Raw genomic sequence first — 19348 nt, 5'->3', positions numbered from 1 at the left:
CATGTTTCTTGCGATAACACTATTAATCATTGGCTTGGTTTTATTGGTGTACGGTGCCGATCGATTAGTTTACGGCGCGGCCGTGTTATCCCGTTCTTTCGGTATTCCACCACTTATTATTGGGATGACCATCGTCGGTATTGGCACATCGTTGCCGGAACTGATTGTTTCAGTCACTGCGGCGTTGAATAACCAAACCGATATGGCGGTTGGCAATGTGCTGGGCTCCAATATTACCAATCTGTTATTGATTGTTGGTGGTGCGGCCCTGATACGGCCACTCACCGTGCGTTCTGAGATTTTACGCCGCGAATTACCCCTAATGTTGGTCGTGACGGTACTGTGCGGTTTTCTGCTGGCAGATAATCATCTCAGCCGTGGGGATGGCGTTATTTTGCTCCTGGCGGCGGCAGCTTTTATTATCCTGATGCTAAAAATTGCCCGACTAGCCCATGCCGAGGGAAATGACATTCTGACCCGCGAACAGCTGGCTGAATTACCGCAGGACAGCAATAATACCGTCGCGTTACTGTGGCTGGTGCTGGCATTTATTATTTTGCCTCTATCAGCCAAAATGATTATCGACAATGCCACGGTTATTGCCCGAGTCGCTGGCGTCAGTGAATTGGTTATCGGGCTGACAGTAATCGCCATTGGTACCAGTTTGCCAGAGCTGGCCACTTTCATTGCCGGTGCGCTGAAAGGGGAAGATGATATGGCGGTCGGCAATATCATCGGTTCGAATATTTTTAATATTGTTATTGTGTTAGGCGTTCCCGCACTGCTATCCCCTGGGGATATCAATCCTGAAGCTTTCCAACGTGACTATTGGGTCATGCTGGGTGTCAGTGTGGTATTCACTGTTCTTTGTCTGGGGCGTAAACATAGAATCGGTCATGTGGCGGGCGCTCTGTTATTATGTGGCTTTATCGCGTATCTCGCGGTGCTATTTTGGGCGCCTTTAAGCGCAGCGTAACCCATGTTGTTTACCAACATTGAGCGGGAACCAAGTATGTCCTCTTTTAATTTACAGCCGGGCGTTAATTCACAGTCAGATGTAGATTCACAGCCAAAAATGAATTTTCAGCAGGCGGGTAAACAAGTATTACAGATTGAGCGCGAAGGGTTGGCACAACTCGATCAATACATTAATGACGATTTCGCCAAAGCTTGTGAGGCAATATTTAACTGTCACGGCAAAGTTGTGGTGATGGGGATGGGTAAATCAGGCCATATTGGCTGCAAAATTGCCGCGACCTTTGCCAGCACGGGCACGCCGTCATTCTTTGTCCACCCCGGCGAAGCCAGTCATGGTGACCTCGGCATGATTACCTCGCAAGATATTGTGTTAGCCATCTCCAACTCGGGGGAATCTAACGAAATTCTTGCGCTGATCCCGGTACTGAAGCGCCAGAAAATCCAGTTGATCTGCATGAGTAACAACCCAGACAGCACTATGGGTAAAGCGGCCGACATTCATTTATGTATTAAAATACCGCAAGAAGCATGCCCACTGGGCTTGGCACCAACCACCAGCACCACCGCCACACTGGTGATGGGCGATGCTCTTGCCGTGGCACTGTTACAAGCGCGGGGCTTCACTCAAGAAGATTTTGCGCTCTCCCACCCCGGCGGCGCACTGGGGCGCAAGTTATTGCTACGAATCAGCGATATTATGCACACTGGCGCTGATATCCCACATGTCAGTCCCGATGCCTCGTTACGAGATGCATTACTGGAGATTACTCGGAAAAATCTGGGTTTAACCGTAATCTGTGACGACTTGATGATGATTAAAGGTATCTTTACCGACGGTGATTTACGCCGGGTATTTGATATGGGTGTGGACTTGAATAATGCGAAAATTGCCGATGTGATGACCAGTGGCGGTATTCGGGTTCGTCCAACCATGTTGGCGGTCGATGCACTTAATCTGATGGAGTCACGTCATATTACCGCGGTGTTAGTCGCCGATGGTGATCAATTACTGGGCGTGGTGCATATGCACGACATGCTGAGAGCTGGCGTGGTTTAATTAAGGGTAAATTATGAGCAGTACCGTTTATCTGGACACCTGTTATGGACCCGTGGCTAACAGCGTCATGCAGCGCGCGACAAACATTCGCCTACTGATTTGTGATGTTGATGGTGTGATGTCTGATGGTCTGATTTACATGGGTAATCAGGGCGAAGAGCTGAAAGCATTCAACGTGCGCGATGGCTATGGCATCCGCTGCCTGATAACCTCAGGTATTGAAGTGGCCATTATTACCGGTCGCCGTGCCAAATTAGTGGAAGACCGCGCCAACACCTTAGGCATTACCCACCTTTATCAAGGGCAATCTGATAAGCTGGTCGCCTATAACGAGTTATTGACAGCATTAAAATGCCAGCCTGAGCAAGTGGCTTATATTGGCGATGACCTGATTGATTGGCCCGTCATGGCGCAAGTGGGGTTATCTGTTGCAGTAGCTGATGCCCATCCATTGCTCATTCCCAAGGCGCATTATGTTACGCATATCAATGGCGGACGCGGTGCAGTACGCGAGATATGTGATTTGATATTATTGGCCCAAGGTAAACTCGAAGGTGCCAAAGGATTGTCGATATGAGTAAAACAAGACTATGGATAACGATATCCTTAGCACTGATTGCATTAGCATTGATTGGCTGGAATATGTCGGGCTTTAATCAGCAAGCCACTCAACCGGTGGTTGATGATACTGAGCCCTCTTCACAAAGCCAGCATACTGTGACCGTGGTCTTTAATCCGGTCGGGCAACTCAGTTATAAATTGGTGGCAGAAGAGGTTCAGAACTTCGCGGCACAGGAACTGACATGGTTTACCCGACCGGTCATGACCATGTTTGATGAGAATGCTGTCGCCACTTGGACAGTACGAGCTGATCGCGCCAAGCTGACCAATGATAAAATGCTTTATTTGTATGGTCACGTTGAGGTTGATAGCCTGACCCCAGATGCCCAGTTACAAAAAATTAGAACCGATAACGCCCAGGTTAATTTGATCACTCAGGATGTATCCTCAGACGATGAAGTTACCCTCTTTGGTGTTGGATTTACATCTAACGGCATGAAAATGCGTGGGAACTTGCGGGATAAGACCGCCGAGCTGATTGAAAAGGTTAAAACCTCTTATGAAATCCAAAAATAAAATTCGTCATTTTTTGCTTGCCAGCTCACTTTTGGCCGCAAGCTTGCCTGCATTGGCTTTAACCGGCGATTCGGACCAACCCGTTCTAGTCGATTCGGTCAAACAAGCGTTAGATATGGCGGCGAATACCGTCACATTTACTGATAATGTGGTTATCAAGCAAGGCACCATTGAGATTAAGGCTGATAAAGTTGTCGTGACTCGTCCGGGCGGTGATCAAAACAAAATGGTCATCGAAGGTTTTGGTAATCCGGTGACTTTTTATCAGATGCAAGACAGTGGCAAACCGGTCAAAGGCCACGGGCAGAAACTGCGTTACGAAGTCGCTAATGACTTAGTCATATTGACCGGTGACGCCTATCTGGAGCAGCTTGATAGCAATATCAAAGGTGATCGCATCACTTATCTGGTGAAAAAACAGCAGATGGAAGCCTTTAGTAACAAAGGCAATCGCGTCACTACCGTGCTATTACCGTCCCAATTACAAGACAAAGGGCCAGCAGCTTCAGGCCAAAAGAAGAGTAAGTAATCATTTATGGCAACATTAATCGCAGAAAAACTGGCTAAGGCGTACAAAGGCCGTAAAGTGGTCGAAGACGTTAGCCTGACAGTAAAGTCCGGTGAGATTGTCGGCCTGCTTGGGCCGAATGGTGCGGGTAAAACCACCACTTTTTACATGGTCGTCGGCATTGTCCAGCGTGACGCCGGGCGTATTGTGATTGATGACGAAGATATCAGCCTCTTGCCGCTACATGAACGCGCCCTGCGTGGGATTGGCTATTTGCCGCAAGAAGCCTCCATCTTCCGCCGCCTGAGTGTATTTAACAATCTGATGGCGGTGCTGGAAATCCGTAAAGACCTCTCATCTGAACAACGTCAAGAACGTGCTGATGAGTTGATGGAAGAGTTCCATATTACTCATTTACGTGACAGTCTAGGTCAATCGCTTTCTGGTGGTGAACGCCGCCGTGTTGAAATTGCCCGCGCACTGGCAGCAAATCCTAAATTTATTCTGCTGGATGAGCCTTTTGCCGGGGTCGACCCAATTTCTGTTATTGATATCAAAAAAATTATTGAGCATCTGCGTGACAGCGGCCTTGGAGTTCTGATTACCGACCACAACGTACGTGAAACATTGGACGTTTGTGAGCGGGCTTATATTGTAAGCCAAGGGCATTTAATTGCTCACGGCACACCACAGGAAATTTTGGCTGACGAACAAGTTAAACGTGTCTATCTGGGTGAAGAATTCCGCCTCTAATCTTCACTCGAAAGCCGTTTCGTCATCCATTAAGGAAAATTGATACCGTATTATGAAGCAAGGTTTGCAACTCAAGTTTAGCCAACAACTGGCCATGACTCCGCAGCTTCAACAGGCTATTCGCCTGTTGCAACTTTCTACGCTTGAGCTCCAGCAGGAGATTCAGTTAGCGCTGGAGAGTAACCCCCTGCTTGAGCAAACCGATCTTCATGAAGAGATTGATGCCAAAGAAACCGTAGACAGTGAATCGCTCGACACTCGCGAAGCGCTAGAACAAAAAGATATGCCGGAAGAGTTACCGCTGGATGCCACCTGGGATGAGATTTACACCGCAGGCACCCCATCGGGCATGGGCAATGATTACAGTGATGATGAACTACCGGTTTATCAGGGTGAAACCACTCAAACACTGCAAGATTATCTGATGTGGCAAGTTGATTTGACACCCTTCTCAGAAACCGATGCCGCGATCGCCACCTCTATCGTCGATGCCGTTGATGAAACCGGTTATCTTACCGTTCCTCTGGAAGACATTCTGGAAAGTATGGGGGATGAAAACGTCGGGTTGGATGAAGTTGAGGCCGTGCTTAAACGGATACAACACTTTGATCCTATTGGCGTTGCGGCTCGCAATCTGCGCGAATGCTTATTGGTGCAGTTATCGCAATATGCGAAAGACACCCCCTATCTTGCCGAAGCGCGCTTGGTTATTAGCGATTATCTGGACTTGCTGGGTAACCACGATTTCCGCACGATGATCCGCTTAAGTCGGCTAAAAGAAGATACACTTAAAGAAGCCATCGCCCTGATTCAGTCGCTGGATCCGCGCCCAGGCCAATCTATCAATACTGGGGAGTCGGAGTACGTCATTCCAGATGTTCTGGTACGTAAAGACAAAGGGCACTGGACGGTCGAGCTGAATGCCGATAGCATTCCACGCCTGAAAATTAACCAGCAATATGCAGCGATGGGTAACAATACCCGCAATGATAGCGACGGGCAGTTTATCCGCAGCAATCTGCAAGAAGCAAAATGGTTGATAAAAAGTCTTGAAAGCCGCAATGAAACGTTGCTGAAAGTGGCGCGTTGCATTGTTGAACAGCAAGTGGCGTTCTTTGAGAATGGGCCTGAATTTATGAAACCCATGGTACTGGCTGACATTGCTCAGGCCGTGGATATGCATGAATCGACAATATCCCGCGTGACCACGCAGAAGTTCCTGCATAGTCCTCGGGGTATTTTCGAGCTGAAATATTTCTTCTCCAGCCACGTCAATACAGATAGCGGAGGTGAAGCTTCTTCTACCGCGATTCGTGCGCTGGTGAAAAAATTGGTTGCGGCAGAAAACCCTGCCAAACCACTGAGTGACAGCAAGCTGACCACACTATTATGTGAACAAGGCATTATGGTGGCGCGCCGAACTGTCGCGAAGTACCGAGAGTCGTTATCCATCCCGCCGTCAAATCAACGTAAACAGTTGGTTTGACCTGAACTGAGAAGGAAGACACTATGCAGCTCAATATTACCGGACATCATGTCGAAATAACCGAAGCATTACGCGAGTTTGTTACCACTAAATTTGCCAAACTTGAGCAATATTTTGATCGAATTAACCAGGTGTATGTGGTTTTAAGTGTCGAAAAAGTAAAACAAATTGCAGAAGCCACGGTACATGTGAATGGGGGCGAGTTGCATGCAAGCTCAGAGCAGGAGGATATGTACGCCGCAATTGATATTCTGGTTGATAAACTGGCCCGCCAGTTGAACAAGCATAAAGATAAATTGAAGCAACATTAACCGATAAAGGTTCTACACTCGCTACATAATCTGTTCCAGCGGTGGAGAGAAAATTTCCCCGCTGGTATCAGGTCTAAAACAGCGCTTAAGTGAAAGATGAGATGATCAACGATCCAGCATTGCAATTAAGCTCGGTATTAAATATCGAGTGCACCAAAAGCTCCGTACATTGCTCAAGTAAAAAACGGGCTTTGGAAATTATCAGCGAGTTAGCTGCCAAACAGCTTAACCTGCCGTCACAGATCGTTTTCGATGCTGTATTAACCCGCGAACGTATGGGCAGCACTGGCATTGGTAGTGGTATCGCGATACCTCATGGCAAGTTGGAAGAAGACACCCTGCGTGCCGTGGGTGTATTTATCCGTTTGGAACAACCCATCGCTTTCGATGCGATTGATAACCAACCGGTTGACCTATTATTTGCCTTGTTGGTTCCAGCAGATCAATGTAAAACTCACTTACACACTTTGTCTTTAGTAGCCAAGCGATTAGCTGATAAAACAGTGTGTCGTCGTCTACGGGCAGCACAAAGTGATGAAGAGCTTTATCAGATAATTACTGAATTACCGCCAGAGACGGCGTAATCGTGCGAAACACCCTGCACTTCAAGAACGCAGGATATTGCCCAAAGTAATTAGAGTCGCAGGTAGGCAGCAAGCAAATGAGTCCCGATGAGCTTACTCAAGTAAGTGATTCGGGTGAAAGAGCGTAGCTAACACCCCTGCACTTCAAGTACGCAGGATATTACCCAAAGTAATTGGAGTCGCAGGTAGGCAGCAAGCAAATGAGTCCCGATGAGCTTACTCAAGTAAGTGATTCGGGTGAAAGAGCGTAGCTAACACCCCTGCACTTCAAGTACGCAGGATATTGCCCAAAGTAATTGGAGTCGCGGGTAGGCAGCAAGCAAATGAGTCCCGATGAGCTTACTCAAGTAAGTGATTCGGGTGAAAGAGCGTAGCTAACACCCCTGCACTTCAAGTACGCAGGATATTGCCCAAAGTAATTGGAGTCGCGGGTAGGCAGCAAGCAAATGAGTCCCGATGAGCTTACTCAAGTAAGTGATTCGGGTGAAAGAGCGTAGCTAACACCCCTGCGGCTTCAAGTACGCAGGGCACATAAGATACCAAGGGGAGTCACTAACATGGTGCTGATGATTGTCAGCGGCCGTTCCGGTTCAGGGAAGTCTGTTGCTTTGCGCGCATTGGAAGATATGGGCTTTTATTGTGTCGATAACTTGCCTGTGGTTCTGCTGCCGCAATTGGCGAGTACACTTGCCGAGAGGAATATCTCCGCCGCAGTGAGCATTGACGTGCGCAATATGCCTGAATCTCCTGAGGTATTTGAACATGCCATGACTCAACTGCCTGAGAGCTTCTCACCGCAGCTGCTGTTTTTGGATGCTGATCGCAATACCCTGATTCGTCGCTACAGTGATACCCGTCGTCTGCACCCGCTGTCGACCAAAAACCTATCATTAGAAAGTGCTATTGATGAAGAGAGCGCCTTGCTAGAGCCGTTGCGCTCACGGGCTGATTTGATCATTGATACCTCGGAAATGTCAGTCCATGAGTTGGCAGAAATGCTGCGTACCCGCCTGTTGGGCAAACGCGAGCGTGAGCTGACAATGGTGTTTGAATCCTTTGGCTTTAAACATGGCATTCCTATTGATGCGGATTATGTCTTTGACGTGCGCTTCTTGCCAAACCCACATTGGGACCCGAAATTACGCCCAATGACAGGCTTGGATAAGCCGGTTATCTCCTTCCTTGATCGCCATACTGAAGTGCATAACTTTGTTTATCAGACTCGCAGCTATCTGGAACTGTGGCTGCCGATGCTGGAAACCAACAACCGCAGTTATCTGACGGTGGCTATTGGTTGTACCGGTGGTAAACACCGCTCAGTCTATGTTGCTGAACAATTGGCCGATTATTTCCGCGCCCGCGGCAAGAATGTCCAATCACGTCATCGTACTCTGGAAAAGCGTAAATAATGACCGTCAAACAGACCGTTGAGATCAAAAACAAGTTGGGGATGCACGCCAGACCCGCTATGAAATTGTTCGAGCTGGTGCAGAGTTTTGATGCTGAAGTGATGTTACGCAATGACAGTGGTACCGAAGCCGAAGCCAGCAGTGTGATTGCACTGCTGATGCTCGACTCCGCCAAAGGTCGCCAGATTGAGGTGGAGGCCACTGGGCCTGATGAGATTCAAGCACTGACTGCAGTTATTGAGTTGTTTAATTCAGGGTTTGATGAGGATTAAGGTTCTCCATTCACATAATCTATGATGGGCGAAGTTAGTTCAGATTTCAGCTGCTATTAGACTAGCCACCGGTTAAATATCAACCGCAACCTGATCCAATATCCGGTCTCCAACCCTCTCCCCACCCTAATAAAATATATTTAAAATCAAAACAGATTAAGTAATCGTTTACTCATCATAAAAAATGCGGCTTTCCCCTCTTGCGGAGAAATCACACGCGAGTATAATTCGCCACAATTTGCCGGGAGATATGATGAAAAGCCAAGCGCGTTTTGTTGAAAATGACCCTATCTATGGTCGACAAAATTGCCTGCCAGCAGGCAGCCAGCTGCCGTTCTTTCTCCCGTTGCTAAACCGATCCTGTAAGGCCCCTCATTGAGGGGCTTTTTTTTGTCTGCTGATTGGCACCCAATTCAACACCATGACAACTGATTAAAAATTAAGGTAGCCCGATACCACGGGTAACCACAGAGGAGAGCGAAAATGGCCAACCCGTTGTATCACAAGCACATCATCTCAATTAACGACTTATGTCGCGAGGAACTGGAACTGGTACTGCGCACTGCCGCCAGCCTAAAAAGCCATCCGCAGCCTGAGTTGTTGAAACATAAAGTGATCGCCAGTTGCTTTTTCGAAGCCTCAACCCGCACCCGTTTGTCATTTGAAACTTCCATTCACCGCTTGGGCGCCTCGGTCGTGGGTTTTTCGGACAGCAGCAATACCTCGCTTGGGAAAAAAGGCGAAACACTGGCAGATACCATGTCAGTGATCAGCACCTATGTTGATGCCATCGTCATGCGCCACCCACAAGAAGGCGCTTCTCGTCTGGCCGCCCAGTTCTCCGGTAATGTCCCAGTCGTGAATGCCGGTGATGGTGCCAACCAACATCCGACCCAAACTCTGCTCGATTTATTCACCATTCAGGAAACCCAAGGGCGACTGGATAACATCAATATCGCCATGGTCGGTGACCTAAAATATGGCCGCACGGTGCACTCATTGACGCAAGCGCTGGCAAAATTCAACGGCAACCGCTTCTTCTTTATCGCCCCAGATGCCTTGGCAATGCCTGCTTATATCCTACAAATGCTGGAAGAAAAAGGCATCGAATACAGCCTGCACGAAAGCATTGAAGAAGTGGTGCCAGAATTAGACATTCTCTACATGACCCGCGTACAGAAAGAGCGCCTTGACCCATCAGAGTACGCCAACGTCAAAGCGCAGTTTGTCCTACGCGCCGCAGACTTGAATGGCGCACGGGATAATCTCAAAGTGCTGCACCCACTGCCACGTATTGATGAAATCACCACTGATGTCGACAAAACCCCTTATGCCTACTATTTCCAACAGGCTGGTAATGGGATTTTTGCTCGTCAGGCACTGCTGGCACTGGTATTAAACCAAGAATTGGCTCTTTAAGGGGGGATTGAATATGACTCAGGATTATAAACTACAGGTTGAAGCGATTAAATGCGGCACCGTGATTGACCATATTCCGGCACAAATCGGGTTCAAATTGTTGTCGCTGTTCAAATTGACCGCGACTGACCAGCGCATTACTATCGGGCTGAATCTGCCGTCAAAACGCTCAGGTCGTAAGGATCTGATTAAAATAGAAAATACCTTCCTGACCGAACAACAAGCCAACCAATTGGCCATGTATGCACCGGATGCAACCGTTAACCGCATCGACAACTACGAAGTGGTAAAGAAGCTAACACTTAGCCTGCCAGAGCATATTGACGCGGTACTCACCTGCCCTAACAGCAACTGTATTAGCCACAATGAGCCGGTGGATTCCAGCTTCAAAGTGACCGCTAAGCAGGGTGATATCTACCTTAAATGTAAATATTGCGAGAAAGAGTTCGACCATCAGGTCGTGCTACAAGCCGATTAACGTTACCAGTGGATTAATCCGCAACTCAGATGAATACTGCTGCCCGTAAATATTTACAGTTACGGGCTATAAGCAAACTTAGTCTGAGTGGGTTGCCGTAATCCCCCTCATCTTTATAATGGTGGAGATAATTCTTACCCCCTACCATTACCCGTAAATCAGGAGTCTACATGTCACGCATTATCAGCACTGAGCTCGCCCCTGCCGCTATTGGCCCTTATGTTCAAGGTGTCGATCTGGGCAGCATGATCATCACTTCCGGTCAGATCCCGGTTGATCCAAAAACCGGTCTGGTTGCAGATGACGTTTCAGCTCAGGCGCGTCAGTCACTGGAAAACGTGAAAGCGATCGTCGAAGCGGCAGGCCTGAAAGTTGCCGACATCGTGAAAACCACGGTATTCGTTAAAGATCTGAATGATTTCAGTACAGTTAATGCCACTTACGAAGCTTTCTTCACTGAACACAATGCGCCATTCCCTGCGCGCTCATGTGTTGAAGTTGCTCGTCTGCCAAAAGATGTCAAAATCGAGATAGAAGCTATCGCAGTGCGTCGTTAATTCTGATGTTACAAGGCTGGTAATCTGATTATCAGCCATTAGCTAATATTTCCGCTCTACCTTTCTCAATGCGCTATTGCAGATCATAATGATCAGTATGTGGCAATTTCCTGCTCAGTAATAAAGCACCCTGCTCACTACTTGCACCCTAATAGTGCTGAAATCGCTCTAATTCCTCTTATTTTGCCTGTTTTACGAGCTGGCACAGTTTATGCGTGATCCCGAATACAGCCTGTTCTGTTAGCGAGGTGAGAATGCTGAACATCGACCTTTCCGTATCCAGATTTTTCGATGAAATGTTACTGGCTGAGGGGAAACACCGAGGCCATTACGATGCTTACTGGCAATGGTTACAACAGGCCGATCAGCTCACCATTGCGCGCAAACGCGAAGAAGCTGCGCTGCTGTTTCACCGGGTGGGCATTACCTTTAACGTGTATGGTGACGATGACGGCGCAGAGCGGCTCATCCCGTTCGACAGTGTGCCGCGCATTATTCCCGCCAGCGAATGGCAAATGCTTGACCGTGGCATTCGCCAACGTGTTCAGGCGCTCAATGCTTTTCTACATGATATTTACCACGAACAGCATATTCTCAAAGCGGGCATTATTCCGGCTGAACAAGTGTTGGCTAATGACCAATATCAGCCCTGCATGCAGGGAGTAAATCTGCACCGCGACATCTATGCACATATTATTGGCGTGGATATGGTGCGTAATAGTGATGGCCTCTATTACGTGTTGGAGGATAACCTGCGCACCCCATCCGGCGTCTCATATATGCTGGAAAACCGCAAAATGATGATGCGGCTCTACCCGGAACTGTTCGCCGAACAGCGCATCGCTCCAGTCGAGCGCTACCCTTCTCATCTGTTGCAAACCCTGCGTGAAAGCACGCCAGTAAACTCACCTACCGTGGTGGTATTGACTCCCGGGCGCTTTAACAGCGCTTACTTTGAACACAGTTTTCTGGCGCAACAGATGGGCGTCGAACTGGTCGAAAGTGCCGATCTGTTCGTCAAAGAAGGGGCGGTGTTTATGCGTACCACCGCTGGCCCTTGTAAGATTGATGTTATCTATCGGCGAGTCGACGATGCCTTCCTTGATCCACTGGCCTTCCGCCCTGATTCGATGCTAGGGGTTCCCGGATTGTTATCGGTCTATCGGGCCGGTGGAGTGGTATTAGCCAATGCTATTGGTACCGGTGTTGCAGATGATAAATCTATCTATCCTTATGTACCGGAGATGATTCGTTTTTATCTTGCCGAAGAACCTATTCTGGCAAATGTTCCCACTTGGCAATGCCGTCAACCCGCTGATCTTTCCTATGTATTAGCCAATCTTGAAAAAATGGTCGTCAAAGAAGTCCATGGTGCTGGCGGCTATGGCATGTTGATTGGCCCGGCGGCGACACAAGCTGAAATTGCCCAATTCCGCCAATTGTTACTGGCTCGGCCACAAAACTACATTGCACAAGAGACTCTCGCGCTCTCGACCTGCCCCACCTTTGTTCACAGCGGGCTGGCTCCGCGCCACATTGATTTACGTCCTTTTGCTCTGTCTGGTGCAGAAATTCGCTTGGTTCCCGGCGGACTGACTCGCGTGGCACTAGCCGAAGGTTCGCTGGTGGTTAACTCCTCACAAGGCGGCGGAACCAAGGATACCTGGGTATTGGAGGATGATGCATGCTAAGCCGAACAGCCAGTGAGCTTTATTGGATGGCCCGTTATCTCGAGCGGGCAGAGAACATTACCCGGGTACTGGATGTCACCAACCGCCTGTCAATGATGCCCACCAGCAATCGCGTGAATTTTGATTTACTGGTGCCGCTTAGCTTGAGCAATACTCAGGCGCTGTTTGCCGAGCATTATCCGCAGGTCTCCATGACCCACCTGCTGAACTTTTTCGTGCTCGATAGCAACAATCCCAGCAGTATTTTCAGTTGCTTACAGATGGCGTGGAATAACGCTCATGCGGTGCGGGGCAGTTTGTCGTCAGAGGTGTGGGAAAGCATTAACGCCACGTGGATTGAGATGAAACAGTTGCGCCGTCAAGGAATCAGCGCCGCCGGAATTGATGCCTTTTTTGACTGGGTTAAGGAGCGCTCACATCTGTTTCGTGGTGCGGTGTATGGCACCTTACTGCGCAGTGATGCGCTCTATTTTATTCGCCTGGGCACCTTGATTGAGCGAGCTGACAGTACCGCCCGTCTGTTGGATGTGAAAAATCAGTTGCTGGATAGTGACGATGATCCGGTACGCGAATATTACCGGATGGACACCTTGTTGCGGGCCGTCAGTGCCCGTGAGGCTTATCACAGTTTGTATAAGCAACAACTGAGCCGGGAAGCCATTGCTGAGCTACTGATTTTACGCAATGAAATCCCACGATCTCTGCTGGCCTGCATCAATGATATGGAGCAGCAATTGGCATTGATTGGTGGCAATCGTAGCAATCAGCCTCGGCGCTTAGTCAGTATTTTGCTGGCCGAGTTACGTTTTAGCAGCATCACCGATGTCATGGCCGATGGCCTGCACGTCTATCTGATGGATTTTTTAGGCAAGATAAATGCTATCGCTGACAGCATTCGTCAAACCTATTTGGAGGTCCAATGAGACTGAATGTCGATCACAGTACCCATTACACTTATGCCCAGTTGGTGCAGCACAGCACTCAGTATTTGCGTCTGACCCCGCAGGATTCCGCTCATCAGCGCATTTTGTCTTGGCAATTAACCTTGCCGGAAGACGCAATTTGCACCACGGACGCTTTCGGCAATGTACTGCATGTGCTGACATTGGATAAGCCGCATCAGGCCATAACCATTCAAGCTCAGGGCGTGGTAGACATTGAAGACAATGTTGAGGATGACAGCGGCGACCATCTCTCCCCACTGGTCTTTTTGCGCCATAGCCCACTGACTCAACCCGATTCGGCCATCCGCCAATTTGCCGCGGGCTATTGTCAGGGTGTCACCAGCGCAGAGGCCCAGTTAGATTGTCTGACCCAAATGATGGGGGAGTTACTGGCTAAAATGCCCTATAGCCCAGGCACGACAACAGTGCAAGACAGCGCAGCTCAGGCTTTTGCTGCTGAACAAGGGGTCTGTCAGGACCATACCCACGTCTTTCTTGCCTGTTGCCGAAGTTTAAATATTCCGGCGCGCTATGTTAGCGGCTATCTTTATACAGAATCCTCTAGTCATGTGGCGACCCATGCTTGGGCGGAAGTGTGGCTGAATGGGCATTGGCAGAGTTTTGATGTCACCAATAATACCTGTAAACCGAATCAGCATCTGAAACTGGCGGTGGGTATCGATTATCTGGATGCCTGTCCGGTGCGCGGTATTCGCCGTGGCGGTGGTTATGAAGATATGCAAACCATTGCTGCTGTGCATATGTTATCCAATCCGCGACAAGATATGTCGCAATAAACGTGCTACTGACGACGAACAACCTAATAGATAAGGGTATGTATTATGACCTACTGTGTGGCCATGCGGCTGTCGTCCGGGCTAGTGTTTGCTTCAGATTCCCGCACCAATGCCGGAGTGGATCATATTTCCACCTTCCGAAAATTGCATCTCTTTCAGCAAGATGGCGAACGAACGCTGGTGGTGCAAAGTGCGGGTAATCTGGCTACCACGCAGAGTATTGTCAGTTTGCTGCAACGCCGCTGTCTGGACTCGGAACAAACCAACCTGATGAACGTGCATTCAATGTACGAAGCCGCCACATTACTGGGCGAAACAGTGAGGGAGGTGATTAACCGGGACAGTGGCGCACAACAAAACAGCGGCGGGACAGATTTCAACTGTAACTTACTGTTAGGTGGGCAAATTAAAGGCGAAGGACTGCGGCTATTTCATATTTATCCGCAAGGTAATTTTATTGAGGCCACGCAGGATACGCCCTATTTTCAGATTGGCGAAAGTAAGTACGGCAAGCCGATTATTGATCGCGTGTTGGGCTATGATACCCCTCTGGAGCAAGCAATGCAGTGCGCGTTGATCTCGATGGATTCAACCTTGCGCAGTAATTTGTCGGTGGGGTTGCCACTGGATGTGATGATCTACCCACTCGACAGTTTTAGCACCGAACAACAGTATCGGATCACCGAAGATCACCCCTATTTTATGATGATCCGCAAAGGTTGGGGTGAAGGTCTGGTTAGTATTTTTTCTCAATTACCGCCACTAAAACTAGGGGCGTGATTTGGGGGGCTCACACTTTCTCGTGCTGTAATTACTTGAAAGCCCACAAAATTCCACAATATTCATTAAGTTACTGAATTATGAACGCGCAATAATCGCCAACGAGACACCACAAGCTGCGGCATAGCGCCTTAAGGTTTGCCATGAAGCTTTGGTGATATTGTTCTCAAGGCGATTTATCGCCGGAGGTTTAACCCCCATACGTTGAGCAACATCCGCTTTCGTGAGGCCCGCCTTGGTACGCCATTCAGTTAACTGCTCAAGCAGCGCATATTCATCAGCCGCTTCTTCATAGGCGGCAATGGCCTCTGACGTATTTAACAGACGTTTTTTGACCTCAGTGTGGCTCACTGCAGTGACTTTAGGCATCAGTTAAATCCTCCAATCGTTGTAAGGCCAGCATAATCTCTTTTGGGGGTGTTTTTTCTGACTTTTTGATAAAACACCGCAAGATAAAAATTTGCTTCCCTTGCTGAAAAACAAACAACGTCCGTGCTATATCAGTTCCAGACGCCCGCAATTCAAATAATCCATTTCTGATTGGGCGAGTCAGCGGAAAGCGCAAATCATTCCCCCGACACTCCAACTGTTCCAATAGCCTGGCCATTTTACCTCGTAGAATATCCGGTAAATCCGCCACTTCCTGTACAGCTTCTGGATGATATAAAAGTTCGAACATTGCATGCTCCTTATGCTGTTCGAATTATCGCATAAGTTAACTTAACGCAAAAGATAATATTAACTTTTGCGTTAACACAGGCACTGAGCTGGGTACCAATATATATTTGAAATAAATCAGTTAATCTACATTTAACCCCGAACCCAATAAATCCCCTCAAACGCCCGCAGTGTCATTTCTTGTGGCTGGAAAGCACTTTCGCCATAGCTACTCATCAACAATTGCCAGTTACCATCCAGTTCAATCCCCTCTGGCGACCATTGCTGCGGTTGAGCACTCAGATTCGCTACCACTAGTAGCTGCTTGCCTTGCCAACTGCGCAAATAGCACCATAAATCAGGGTGCTGTGGGCAAAGATCCTGATAGTCGCCAAAGGTGAACACATCATGCTGTTTGCGCAGGGCGATAAGATATTGATAGGCATAAAACACCGAGTCAGCATCTGCCAGAGCGGCATCGACGTTAATCTCAGCATAATTACTGCAAGGCTCTATCCACGGTGTCCCTTGGCTAAATCCAGCATTACGGCTGCGATCCCATTGCATTGGCGTACGGCCATTATCACGGGATTTCGTCGCTAAAATCGCCAGTAACTCGTCAGAATCGCGCCCTTGAGCACTTAACTCAGCAAACATATTCAAACTTTCAACATCACGATATTGATCAATCGAGCTGAAGTTTGGATTGGTCATCCCAATCTCTTCGCCTTGATAAATATAGGGCGTGCCCTGCATCCCATGCAGCACCATCGCCAGCATCTTGGCCGCAGGTAGGCGCAGCGCCCCTTCGTCACCAAAACGCGACACAATGCGCGGCTGGTCGTGGTTACACCAGAACAACGCATTCCATGCCCGGTTATGCATGCCCTGCTGCCACTGGTTAAAAATCTGTTTTAACTCAACACGATCCGGTGGCATCAACGACCATTTTTCGCCATTGAGATAGTCCACTTTCAAATGGTGGAAATTAAAGGTCATCGACAGCTCATCACCCCCTAAGGCGGCATACCGCTGACAATGCTCAAGGCGAGTGGAGGACATCTCGCCCACGGTCATCAGGCCGCGCGGCTGAAACACATCGCGGCTCATTTCTTGCAAAAATTCGTGGATACGTGGGCCATCAGTATAAAAACGGCGGCCATCACCGTCAAAATCGTCCGGGAAATCTTGCTGTTTAGACACCAGATTGATGACGTCTAACCGCAAGCCATCTACACCGATATCAGCCCAAAATTCACACACTTTTTTCAGTTCATCGCGTACCGGCTGATGCTCCCAATTGAGGTCAGCCTGCTCGGTGGCGAATAAATGCAGATAATACTGACCACTGGCAGCGTGCCATTGCCAGGCATTACCACCAAATTTTGAGCGCCAGTTATTCGGTAAATTATCGCCCTCACCATCACGCCAAATATAAAACTGACGATAGGGGCTGTTGCGGTCTTGTGCTGCTTTAAACCAGGCATGTTCAGTGGAAGTGTGGTTAAACACCATATCCATCACGATACGGATACCACGTTGATGGGCTTGCGCGACCAGATGTTTAAAATCATCCAAAGTACCGTACGCTGGGTCAATAGCGCAGTAATCCGCAACGTCATAACCGTTATCCACTTGCGGCGAGACATAAACCGGTGTCAGCCAAATGGCATCAATACCCAGCTTTTGCAGATAATCCAACCGTTGCGTCACACCTGCCAGATCACCGAAACCATTGCCGGTACTGTCCTGAAAACTCTTCGGGTAAATTTGATAAATGACGCCGTTTTGCCACCAGGGGATAGGATTATTCATAACAGACTCTTATTTGTAGAAAAACCGAAAGAATTAACAATCACTCCGCCAGGTAATGACCACTGGCGGAGGTTCATGACTTAGACCGGCAATTCGCCGCGGCTATCTTTACGTTTATAAACCAAGATGGTCAGCACCAGCGGCACCACAATCGCCACCAGCATCGCCAAAGCATAAATTGCCCAGAATTGCGGTTTAATGGATAAAATACCCGGTAAACCACCCACGCCAATCCCGTTCGCCATCACACCTGTTAGCCCGCAAATCAGGCCAGCCAGGGCAGAACCAATCATGGCGCACAACATTGGGAAGCGGTATTTCAAATTGATACCGTACATGGCGGGCTCTGTCACACCGAGATAGGCCGAAATGGCCGCCGGAACAGAGATTTCGCGCTCATTGACCTTACGACTGATAATGATAATGCCCAGTACCGCAGAAGCCTGCGCGATATTCGACAAGGCAATCAATGGCCAAACCGGTGTACCGCCCATGCTCTGAATCATCTGCATATCAATGGCCAGCGTGGTTTGATGCACCCCGGTAATGACTAATGGCGCATACAGGAAGCCAAACAGTGCCGCCCCAATAGGTGCGAAACTGCCGGTCATCACCGCTTTCACGCCCCATGCCACGCCATCACCAATCATACGGCCAAATGGCCCAATCAGTGTATGGGCAAGGAACACCGCCAGTAGCAGAGAAACCACCGGCACTACCACCAGATAAAGGTAAGCGGGAATAATTTTTTTCAGATTGGTTTCAATCCAGCCCAGTGCTAAGCCCGCCAGAATCGAGGGGATAACCTGTGCCTGATAACCCACCTTTTCAATGGTGAACCAGCCAAAATTCCATACCTCTGGAATTTGTTGCCCTAGCAGATAGGAGTTCATTAACTGAGGTGAAACCAAGGTGATACCCAGCACAATCCCCAACACGGGTGTGCCACCCATTTTCTTCACTGTCGACCAGCAAATCGCGACAGGTAGGTAGAAGAAGATGGCTTCGCCCAGTAACCAGAGGAAGTCGTAAATGGTCTTCCACGCCGGATACATCTGCGCCAGCGTTTTGCCATCAGACATGGGAATGTCGCCGATCACATTGCGGAAGCCGAGGATCAAGCCGCCACTAATCAGCGCCGGTAACAGTGGGAAGAAGATCTCGGCAAAGTGAGAAATTCCGCGCTCAAACCACGTCATGTTCTGCCGTGCCGCCAGTTTGGTCTGTTCTTTATCCACTTCATTCAAGCCAATTTTGGCAATCAATGCTTGGTAGTAATCATCGACTTCTGGCCCGATAACGACTTGAAATTGCCCGGCATTGGTAAAGCAACCTTTGACCATCGATAGCTTTTCAAGCTCTTTAGGAGAAGCTTTCGACGGGTCATTTAACACAAAACGTAACCGGGTAATACAGTGACTGACGGTGGCAATGTTCTCTCTGCCCCCCACCAATACGATCAACTGATCGATGTCTTGTTGTTTTACTTTGCTCATTTCAACGTACCTTTCGTAAAGGTGGAGTAGCATGCTGAGTTGTAAGATTTTTTCTGAAATCTATCTGTTCTGGCTTAAATAAAAACAAATTAAAAATAATGGCCGATTAAATATTCGGCTCATTAAAGATTAGCTATGTATTTATTTTTATGGAATGGGAACGTTCCCAACTTGAGTTGAAGATCACAATTTGACAATTTTTTGTACAATTTTTCATCT

The 19348-nt window shown here is 48.5% G+C and carries 22 protein-coding genes; 18 read left to right on the top strand and 4 right to left on the bottom strand.

The genetic code is table 11. The features are described from left to right. Position 1 precedes the first annotated feature (1 nt). The 18 genes from N0H69_RS05405 to N0H69_RS05320 all read left to right on the top strand — a co-directional run bounded on the left by N0H69_RS05405 (position 2) and on the right by N0H69_RS05320 (position 15161). On the top strand, positions 2 to 976 hold the full coding sequence (locus N0H69_RS05405) for a calcium/sodium antiporter (RefSeq protein ID WP_004710925.1): 975 nt from the start codon (positions 2 to 4) through the stop codon (positions 974 to 976). A 36-nt stretch (positions 977 to 1012) separates the two neighbouring features. Next, entirely contained in the window at positions 1013 to 2035 is a 1023-nt protein-coding gene (gene kdsD, locus N0H69_RS05400) for an arabinose-5-phosphate isomerase KdsD (RefSeq protein ID WP_050123231.1), read from the top strand. Between the two features lie 13 nt (positions 2036 to 2048). After that, positions 2049 to 2612, top strand: a complete 564-nt coding sequence (gene kdsC / locus N0H69_RS05395; protein ID WP_050110999.1) for a 3-deoxy-manno-octulosonate-8-phosphatase KdsC — start codon at positions 2049 to 2051, stop codon at positions 2610 to 2612. Further along, positions 2609 to 3172: an LPS export ABC transporter periplasmic protein LptC gene (gene lptC, locus N0H69_RS05390; protein WP_050111000.1), complete on the top strand. Its 564-nt coding sequence runs from the start codon at positions 2609 to 2611 to the stop codon at positions 3170 to 3172. Before kdsC ends, lptC begins: the two co-directional genes overlap by 4 nt. Further along, the gene (gene lptA / locus N0H69_RS05385; protein WP_032817008.1) at positions 3156 to 3701 is read left to right on the top strand and encodes a lipopolysaccharide ABC transporter substrate-binding protein LptA; all 546 of its coding nucleotides are present in this window, start codon (positions 3156 to 3158) and stop codon (positions 3699 to 3701) included. Before lptC ends, lptA begins: the two co-directional genes overlap by 17 nt. A gap of 6 nt (positions 3702 to 3707) precedes the next feature. Beyond that, a complete protein-coding gene (gene lptB / locus N0H69_RS05380) occupies positions 3708 to 4433 on the top strand; it encodes an LPS export ABC transporter ATP-binding protein (protein ID WP_004710935.1) in 726 nt (241 codons plus the stop codon). Between the two features lie 52 nt (positions 4434 to 4485). Then, positions 4486 to 5919 carry an RNA polymerase factor sigma-54 gene (gene rpoN / locus N0H69_RS05375; RefSeq protein ID WP_050111001.1) on the top strand — a complete coding sequence of 478 codons (1434 nt, stop codon included), beginning with the start codon at positions 4486 to 4488 and terminating at the stop codon, positions 5917 to 5919. 23 nt (positions 5920 to 5942) lie between these two features. Then, on the top strand, positions 5943 to 6230 hold the full coding sequence (gene hpf, locus N0H69_RS05370; RefSeq protein WP_004392031.1) for a ribosome hibernation promoting factor: 288 nt from the start codon (positions 5943 to 5945) through the stop codon (positions 6228 to 6230). 101 nt (positions 6231 to 6331) lie between these two features. Further along, positions 6332 to 6814 (top strand): PTS IIA-like nitrogen regulatory protein PtsN, encoded by a 483-nt coding sequence (gene ptsN / locus N0H69_RS05365; protein ID WP_050111004.1) that lies wholly within the window; start codon positions 6332 to 6334, stop codon positions 6812 to 6814. 557 nt (positions 6815 to 7371) lie between these two features. Further along, positions 7372 to 8223 carry an RNase adapter RapZ gene (gene rapZ, locus N0H69_RS05360; RefSeq protein ID WP_050111184.1) on the top strand — a complete coding sequence of 284 codons (852 nt, stop codon included), beginning with the start codon at positions 7372 to 7374 and terminating at the stop codon, positions 8221 to 8223. Further along, complete coding sequence (npr, locus tag N0H69_RS05355; RefSeq protein WP_032911546.1) at positions 8223 to 8495, top strand: PTS phosphocarrier protein NPr; 273 nt, start codon at positions 8223 to 8225, stop codon at positions 8493 to 8495. The genes rapZ and npr overlap by 1 nt, the downstream gene beginning before the upstream one ends. A gap of 483 nt (positions 8496 to 8978) precedes the next feature. Next, positions 8979 to 9914, top strand: a complete 936-nt coding sequence (pyrB, locus tag N0H69_RS05350; RefSeq protein WP_004710944.1) for an aspartate carbamoyltransferase — start codon at positions 8979 to 8981, stop codon at positions 9912 to 9914. A gap of 13 nt (positions 9915 to 9927) precedes the next feature. Next, entirely contained in the window at positions 9928 to 10392 is a 465-nt protein-coding gene (gene pyrI / locus N0H69_RS05345) for an aspartate carbamoyltransferase regulatory subunit (protein WP_004710945.1), read from the top strand. Between the two features lie 170 nt (positions 10393 to 10562). Next, positions 10563 to 10949 (top strand): 2-iminobutanoate/2-iminopropanoate deaminase, encoded by a 387-nt coding sequence (gene ridA, locus N0H69_RS05340; RefSeq protein ID WP_050100626.1) that lies wholly within the window; start codon positions 10563 to 10565, stop codon positions 10947 to 10949. A 254-nt stretch (positions 10950 to 11203) separates the two neighbouring features. Then, positions 11204 to 12640, top strand: coding sequence for a circularly permuted type 2 ATP-grasp protein (locus N0H69_RS05335; protein ID WP_050111181.1), 1437 nt, complete (start codon positions 11204 to 11206; stop codon positions 12638 to 12640). Beyond that, positions 12634 to 13563 carry an alpha-E domain-containing protein gene (locus tag N0H69_RS05330; protein ID WP_032911548.1) on the top strand — a complete coding sequence of 310 codons (930 nt, stop codon included), beginning with the start codon at positions 12634 to 12636 and terminating at the stop codon, positions 13561 to 13563. The genes N0H69_RS05335 and N0H69_RS05330 overlap by 7 nt, the downstream gene beginning before the upstream one ends. After that, complete coding sequence (locus N0H69_RS05325) at positions 13560 to 14381, top strand: transglutaminase family protein (protein WP_050111179.1); 822 nt, start codon at positions 13560 to 13562, stop codon at positions 14379 to 14381. Before N0H69_RS05330 ends, N0H69_RS05325 begins: the two co-directional genes overlap by 4 nt. 45 nt (positions 14382 to 14426) lie before the next feature. Then, a complete protein-coding gene (locus tag N0H69_RS05320) occupies positions 14427 to 15161 on the top strand; it encodes a proteasome-type protease (protein WP_050111177.1) in 735 nt (244 codons plus the stop codon). 78 nt (positions 15162 to 15239) lie between these two features. Here N0H69_RS05320 and N0H69_RS05315 read toward each other — a convergent pair whose 3' ends face one another. From N0H69_RS05315 to treB, 4 genes are all read right to left on the bottom strand, one after another. Further along, positions 15240 to 15530 (bottom strand): helix-turn-helix domain-containing protein, encoded by a 291-nt coding sequence (locus N0H69_RS05315; protein ID WP_050150533.1) that lies wholly within the window; start codon positions 15528 to 15530, stop codon positions 15240 to 15242. Beyond that, the gene (locus tag N0H69_RS05310) at positions 15523 to 15840 is read right to left on the bottom strand and encodes a type II toxin-antitoxin system RelE/ParE family toxin (RefSeq protein WP_050111174.1); all 318 of its coding nucleotides are present in this window, start codon (positions 15838 to 15840) and stop codon (positions 15523 to 15525) included. The genes N0H69_RS05315 and N0H69_RS05310 overlap by 8 nt, the downstream gene beginning before the upstream one ends. Positions 15841 to 15971: 131 nt before the next feature. Next, positions 15972 to 17633: an alpha,alpha-phosphotrehalase gene (gene treC, locus N0H69_RS05305; protein WP_050150530.1), complete on the bottom strand. Its 1662-nt coding sequence runs from the start codon at positions 17631 to 17633 to the stop codon at positions 15972 to 15974. A gap of 80 nt (positions 17634 to 17713) precedes the next feature. Then, positions 17714 to 19129, bottom strand: coding sequence for a PTS trehalose transporter subunit IIBC (gene treB / locus N0H69_RS05300; protein ID WP_050111170.1), 1416 nt, complete (start codon positions 19127 to 19129; stop codon positions 17714 to 17716). Positions 19130 to 19348: the final 219 nt, after the last annotated feature.

This window comes from Yersinia alsatica (assembly GCF_025133195.1).
GTDB lineage: Bacteria > Pseudomonadota > Gammaproteobacteria > Enterobacterales > Enterobacteriaceae > Yersinia > Yersinia alsatica.
The sequence above is the reverse complement of the archived record's forward strand: the minus strand, read 5'-3'. Positions and strand labels throughout refer to the sequence as shown.

Coding starts and splice junctions, on each gene's coding strand:
- N0H69_RS05405 (WP_004710925.1), top strand. CDS start 2: ATGTTTCTTGCGATAACACTATTAATCATTGGCTTGGTTTTATTGGTG.
- kdsD (WP_050123231.1), top strand. CDS start 1,013: ATGTCCTCTTTTAATTTACAGCCGGGCGTTAATTCACAGTCAGATGTA.
- kdsC (WP_050110999.1), top strand. CDS start 2,049: ATGAGCAGTACCGTTTATCTGGACACCTGTTATGGACCCGTGGCTAAC.
- lptC (WP_050111000.1), top strand. CDS start 2,609: ATGAGTAAAACAAGACTATGGATAACGATATCCTTAGCACTGATTGCA.
- lptA (WP_032817008.1), top strand. CDS start 3,156: ATGAAATCCAAAAATAAAATTCGTCATTTTTTGCTTGCCAGCTCACTT.
- lptB (WP_004710935.1), top strand. CDS start 3,708: ATGGCAACATTAATCGCAGAAAAACTGGCTAAGGCGTACAAAGGCCGT.
- rpoN (WP_050111001.1), top strand. CDS start 4,486: ATGAAGCAAGGTTTGCAACTCAAGTTTAGCCAACAACTGGCCATGACT.
- hpf (WP_004392031.1), top strand. CDS start 5,943: ATGCAGCTCAATATTACCGGACATCATGTCGAAATAACCGAAGCATTA.
- ptsN (WP_050111004.1), top strand. CDS start 6,332: ATGATCAACGATCCAGCATTGCAATTAAGCTCGGTATTAAATATCGAG.
- rapZ (WP_050111184.1), top strand. CDS start 7,372: ATGGTGCTGATGATTGTCAGCGGCCGTTCCGGTTCAGGGAAGTCTGTT.
- npr (WP_032911546.1), top strand. CDS start 8,223: ATGACCGTCAAACAGACCGTTGAGATCAAAAACAAGTTGGGGATGCAC.
- pyrB (WP_004710944.1), top strand. CDS start 8,979: ATGGCCAACCCGTTGTATCACAAGCACATCATCTCAATTAACGACTTA.
- pyrI (WP_004710945.1), top strand. CDS start 9,928: ATGACTCAGGATTATAAACTACAGGTTGAAGCGATTAAATGCGGCACC.
- ridA (WP_050100626.1), top strand. CDS start 10,563: ATGTCACGCATTATCAGCACTGAGCTCGCCCCTGCCGCTATTGGCCCT.
- N0H69_RS05335 (WP_050111181.1), top strand. CDS start 11,204: ATGCTGAACATCGACCTTTCCGTATCCAGATTTTTCGATGAAATGTTA.
- N0H69_RS05330 (WP_032911548.1), top strand. CDS start 12,634: ATGCTAAGCCGAACAGCCAGTGAGCTTTATTGGATGGCCCGTTATCTC.
- N0H69_RS05325 (WP_050111179.1), top strand. CDS start 13,560: ATGAGACTGAATGTCGATCACAGTACCCATTACACTTATGCCCAGTTG.
- N0H69_RS05320 (WP_050111177.1), top strand. CDS start 14,427: ATGACCTACTGTGTGGCCATGCGGCTGTCGTCCGGGCTAGTGTTTGCT.
- N0H69_RS05315 (WP_050150533.1), bottom strand. CDS start 15,530: ATGCCTAAAGTCACTGCAGTGAGCCACACTGAGGTCAAAAAACGTCTG.
- N0H69_RS05310 (WP_050111174.1), bottom strand. CDS start 15,840: ATGTTCGAACTTTTATATCATCCAGAAGCTGTACAGGAAGTGGCGGAT.
- treC (WP_050150530.1), bottom strand. CDS start 17,633: ATGAATAATCCTATCCCCTGGTGGCAAAACGGCGTCATTTATCAAATT.
- treB (WP_050111170.1), bottom strand. CDS start 19,129: ATGAGCAAAGTAAAACAACAAGACATCGATCAGTTGATCGTATTGGTG.